At 43.9% G+C, this 3,925-nt stretch carries 5 protein-coding genes; 4 read left to right on the top strand and 1 reads right to left on the bottom strand.

Annotated features, from left to right (window positions below; translation table 11 throughout):
• Nucleotides 1-689 (bottom strand): transporter substrate-binding domain-containing protein (locus AB7U21_RS11020; protein ID WP_428389039.1); only part of this gene is annotated, 689 nt, incomplete at its 3' end.
• A 264-nt stretch (nucleotides 690-953) separates the two neighbouring features.
• Between AB7U21_RS11020 and AB7U21_RS11015 the strand changes: the two genes are divergently transcribed.
• The 4 genes from AB7U21_RS11015 (at nucleotide 954) to AB7U21_RS11000 (ending at nucleotide 3,863) form a co-directional block, all read left to right on the top strand.
• A complete protein-coding gene (locus tag AB7U21_RS11015; RefSeq protein ID WP_428389037.1) occupies nucleotides 954-1,400 on the top strand; it encodes a GNAT family N-acetyltransferase in 447 nt (148 codons plus the stop codon).
• Between the two features lie 149 nt (nucleotides 1,401-1,549).
• Entirely contained in the window at nucleotides 1,550-1,786 is a 237-nt protein-coding gene (locus AB7U21_RS11010) for a cytochrome b5 domain-containing protein (protein ID WP_333787958.1), read from the top strand.
• Nucleotides 1,787-1,911: 125 nt separating this feature from the next.
• Entirely contained in the window at nucleotides 1,912-2,658 is a 747-nt protein-coding gene (locus tag AB7U21_RS11005) for an ABC transporter ATP-binding protein (RefSeq protein ID WP_428389034.1), read from the top strand.
• Nucleotides 2,637-3,863, top strand: coding sequence for a SufB/SufD family protein (locus tag AB7U21_RS11000; RefSeq protein ID WP_428389032.1), 1,227 nt, complete (start codon nucleotides 2,637-2,639; stop codon nucleotides 3,861-3,863). Before AB7U21_RS11005 ends, AB7U21_RS11000 begins: the two co-directional genes overlap by 22 nt.
• Nucleotides 3,864-3,925: the final 62 nt, after the last annotated feature.

Below are 3,925 nucleotides of genomic sequence, written 5' to 3'. Positions count from 1 at the left end.
CCGCTCTTTACAGCGAACCCGTATGAATCACTCGTTATTTCATCATCCACGATCTTTATGACACCTGGGTTCTGGCTCATGAAAGCCTGAGTTACCGGCAGGTCATTTATTGTGAAGTCTGCACGACCGTTCTGGATGTTCAGGATTATATCGTTCACGTGTGCGAGGTATATGATCTCTCCGATCTTACCTTCTGCTTTCAGTTTATCGGCTTCCTGGGAACCGGTCGAACCCATCTGTACAGCAGCAACCTTTCCTTTCAGGTCATCAACACTCTTTATTTCCTCATTGCCAGCAGCTACTGCAAGAGCCAGTCCTGCATTGATATAAGGTTCTGAAAAATCTACAGCTTCTTCCCTTTCAGCTGTAATGGTCATGCCTGAAGCGATAATGTCGACCTGGCCGGACTGGAGGGCCGGGATCAGCGCATCGAATTCAAGATCTTTCCATTGAACTTTGAATCCCTGGTCTTCAGCTATGGCGTTTATAAGGTCCACGTCAAAACCGATTATAGTACTGCTGCTATTCTCATCGGCATATTCGAACGGGGGGAAATATGGTTCGGTTCCGATCACGTAGGTCTGTACATTTTCAGCTGGTTCTACCGCTTGCTCTGCAGTCTTGTCAACGCATCCGGAAATGGCTAACAAGGACACAACAAGCAGTCCCAATAGTATAAAGTTGAGCATTTTTTTCAAAATAGATCACCTGGCCTTTTTAGAAGATTGGTTTGATTAGCATAAAATCCATCTATTAATAAGGCTTTCGTTTTTAGTTCGATATAAATGATAATCTTTTTGATGTAGGTAAATACTTTTCTTTGACGCATCCTGCAGCAAGGAATGATGATATGATCAGCTATGCAGCCATAATGTTACCTTTTAAAAAGAAAAAGCAAATATGTATATGAGGATCTGAGAACCGAAGCAATATACTTTGCAGAGCGTGGGCCCGTGGACTATAAATGGATCAATGGAAAAGCTGGTTTTAACGAGGCTTTCAAAGTAAGAAAAGCAGTGTTTGTCGAAGAGCAGAAAGTACCCGAATTCCTGGAAAGGGACGAATTCGATGACCATGCGCAGCACTTGCTGGTATATGATAATGATATACCTATAGCCACGGGCAGATTGTTTAATGATGGTAACCACTTTAAACTGGGGAGGATATGTGTTCTCAAACCATACAGAGGTATGGAGCTCGGAAGATCTCTGATGGAGAGATTATTGGAGAAAGCCCAAGGAGCAGGTGTTGAAAGGTTATATCTAGATTCTCAGGTCAGTGCTATCGGATTCTACAGGAAGTTCGGATTTAAGGAATATGGGAATACCTTTGATGATGCGGGAATTGATCATGTTTCAATGGTGAAAATCTGTAGACCTTCATATTTCAGCAATCTGTAGAGCCTTATAATTTAATTCGTCCTATTAAATTCCGGATCTCCAGTCTTTTAAGGATCATCAGGGCTACAGGAATTGAAATCAAAGGGAAAGGTTTATGCTTTTTTATCCATAATGTTGTTTGTTATTAAAGCCAAAAGGAGTGTTATAGAATGCAGGAGTTCACACTTGAAGAAGTTGCACGTTACAATGGGAAAAATGGTGAAAAAGCCTATGTCATTTATAAAGACAAGGTCTATGATGTTACTGAAAGTGATTTCTGGTCAGACGGAGAGCACATGGGACTGCACGGGTCTGGGAACGATCTGACAAATGAGCTCGAAGCTGAAGCTCCTCATGAAACCTCTGCCCTGGATGCATATCCTGTTGTGGGTACACTAAAAAAATGAACCCCTTATTTTTTGCAGCGTCAGATCTCTCATACTATTATCGGATGGGTTTTACGCTGTTAACAGGTAGAAATCTATATATAAAGACCCGATGGATATAACGTCATTCTTATAGGGGGACCTATATGCTGGAGATACAGAACCTTACCGTAGAAATAGGAGGCCGTAGGATACTTAATGGTATCAATCTCAATGTTGAGGACGGCTTTAAAAATGTACTTTTTGGACCGAACGGTGCGGGCAAATCAGCCTTGCTGATGACCCTGATGGGCTTCTCAGGTTACAAAGTAGTGGCAGGAAAGATCATATTCAAAGGTGAGGACATCACGAACATGTCCGTGTACGAAAGGGCACAGATGGGATTGGGAATAATGACCCAGAGGCCTCCGAATATGAGTGGGGTGAAACTTCGCAGTCTTTTAGATGTTATCTCTAAAGATAGTACAAATTATAGTGAGCTCGCTGAAACGCTGGATATGGTGCGTTTCCTTGACAGAGATATAAACGTAGGTTTCTCAGGCGGGGAGATCAAGAGATCGGAACTTTTGCAATTATCAACACAGAACCCTGACATGGTGTTACTTGATGAGCCCGAATCCGGCGTAGACCTTGTGAGCATCGAACAGCTTGGTATTACTATCAAGAACCTTCTGACCGGCGGAGGTAAATGTGCAGGAGAAAGATGTAAACATGGCAAATCGGCCCTTATAATCACCCATACAGGACAGGTACTGGACTATGTCGAAGCAGACAGAGGGTTCATACTATGCAATGGCAGAGTAATGTGTTCCGGCAACCCTCGTGAGATGCTGGATAATATTAAATCAAAGGGGTATGAGGAGTGTATCAAATGCAAGATGAACTATCTCTGAAGAAAAAGGCAGAGGACGCCCTTAAGAAGAGTGCTGCTTATGGTGAGGATTTCAACCTGGATGATTACGGGATAGCCAGCAAGGAAGAAAAGGTCACAGAGGATCTGACCAAGCTGAGTTCCGATGACCAGAACACACTTCTGAATGTGGGGATCGTACCCAGTGAAGAGAATCGCAGCGGCACTTTCATCATGCTCGACAATGCAGTTTCTCATACATCTGTCAAACAGGATGATGCAGTAGAGCTCATGTCTTTGCAGGCCGCTCTTAAGAAATATGACTGGTTGAAGGACTATTCATGGAAACTTGTAAAACCCGATGCGGATAAATACACTGCAATGAGCTATCTGCAGAATGCCGATGGGTATTTTATACGTGCTCCGGCAGGAAAGAAGTCACAAATGCCTGTGCAGACATGCCTGCTCATAGGGTCAAAGGATGTTTCCCAGACAGTGCACAATCTTATAGTAGTAGAGGAGGGTGCACAACTTGACGTGATCACAGGATGCTCCACTAAGAAGGGTGTGGAAAAGGGATTACACCTGGGAATTTCAGAGATATATGTGAAAAAGGGAGCTACACTGAACTTTACCATGATACATAACTGGGCTGAACAGATAGGTGTCAGGCCCCGTACAGTGGTCCATGTGGAAGAAGGTGGCACTTACATCAATAATTATGTTACTCTGAAACCTGTCAGATCTGTCCAGACATATCCGACGGTCCTTCTTGAAGGGAAAGGTGCATTTACAAGGCTGAATAGCATAGGAGTAGCTCATCCCGGATCAGAGCTGGATCTGGGTAGCAGAGTGATATTTAATGCTCCTGATACTAAGGCAGAACTTATCTCAAGGACTATCACCACTGGTGGAAAGGTCATTGCAAGAGGTGAGATGATAGGTAATGCCGATGGAGCAAAAGGTCATCTCGAATGTCATGGTCTTGTACTCTCCAGTGAAGGTACTCAGAGGGCCATCCCCATCCTCGAAGCAAATGTTGAGGATATCGAACTCTCCCATGAAGCCGCTGTCGGCAGGATAGCCAGAGAACAAATCGAATATCTTATGGCCCGCAGCCTTACGGAAGAAGAAGCTGTTGGAATGATCGTCAGAGGATTCCTCGAGGTGGGCATTCAGGGAATACCAGATGAGCTTAAGGCAAGCATCGATGAGACCATTGCCAAAATAGGGGAAAAGGCCATTTGATATCAAAATCCTTTATGGATGCGGGATATGTTTGATCGCCGCATCCTTCTTTACAGATGCTG

This window comes from Methanomethylovorans sp., assembly GCF_050177135.1.
GTDB lineage: Archaea > Halobacteriota > Methanosarcinia > Methanosarcinales > Methanosarcinaceae > Methanomethylovorans.
Note: the sequence above shows the minus strand (reverse complement) of the source record. Positions and strands in the feature narration are given on the sequence as shown.

Bases quoted from the DNA above. Each gene is read 5' to 3' on its own strand.
- AB7U21_RS11010 (WP_333787958.1), top strand. From the start codon at position 1,550: ATGCAGGAGTTCACACTTGAAGAAGTTGCACGTTACAATGGGAAAAAT.
- AB7U21_RS11005 (WP_428389034.1), top strand. From the start codon at position 1,912: ATGCTGGAGATACAGAACCTTACCGTAGAAATAGGAGGCCGTAGGATA.
- AB7U21_RS11000 (WP_428389032.1), top strand. From the start codon at position 2,637: ATGCAAGATGAACTATCTCTGAAGAAAAAGGCAGAGGACGCCCTTAAG.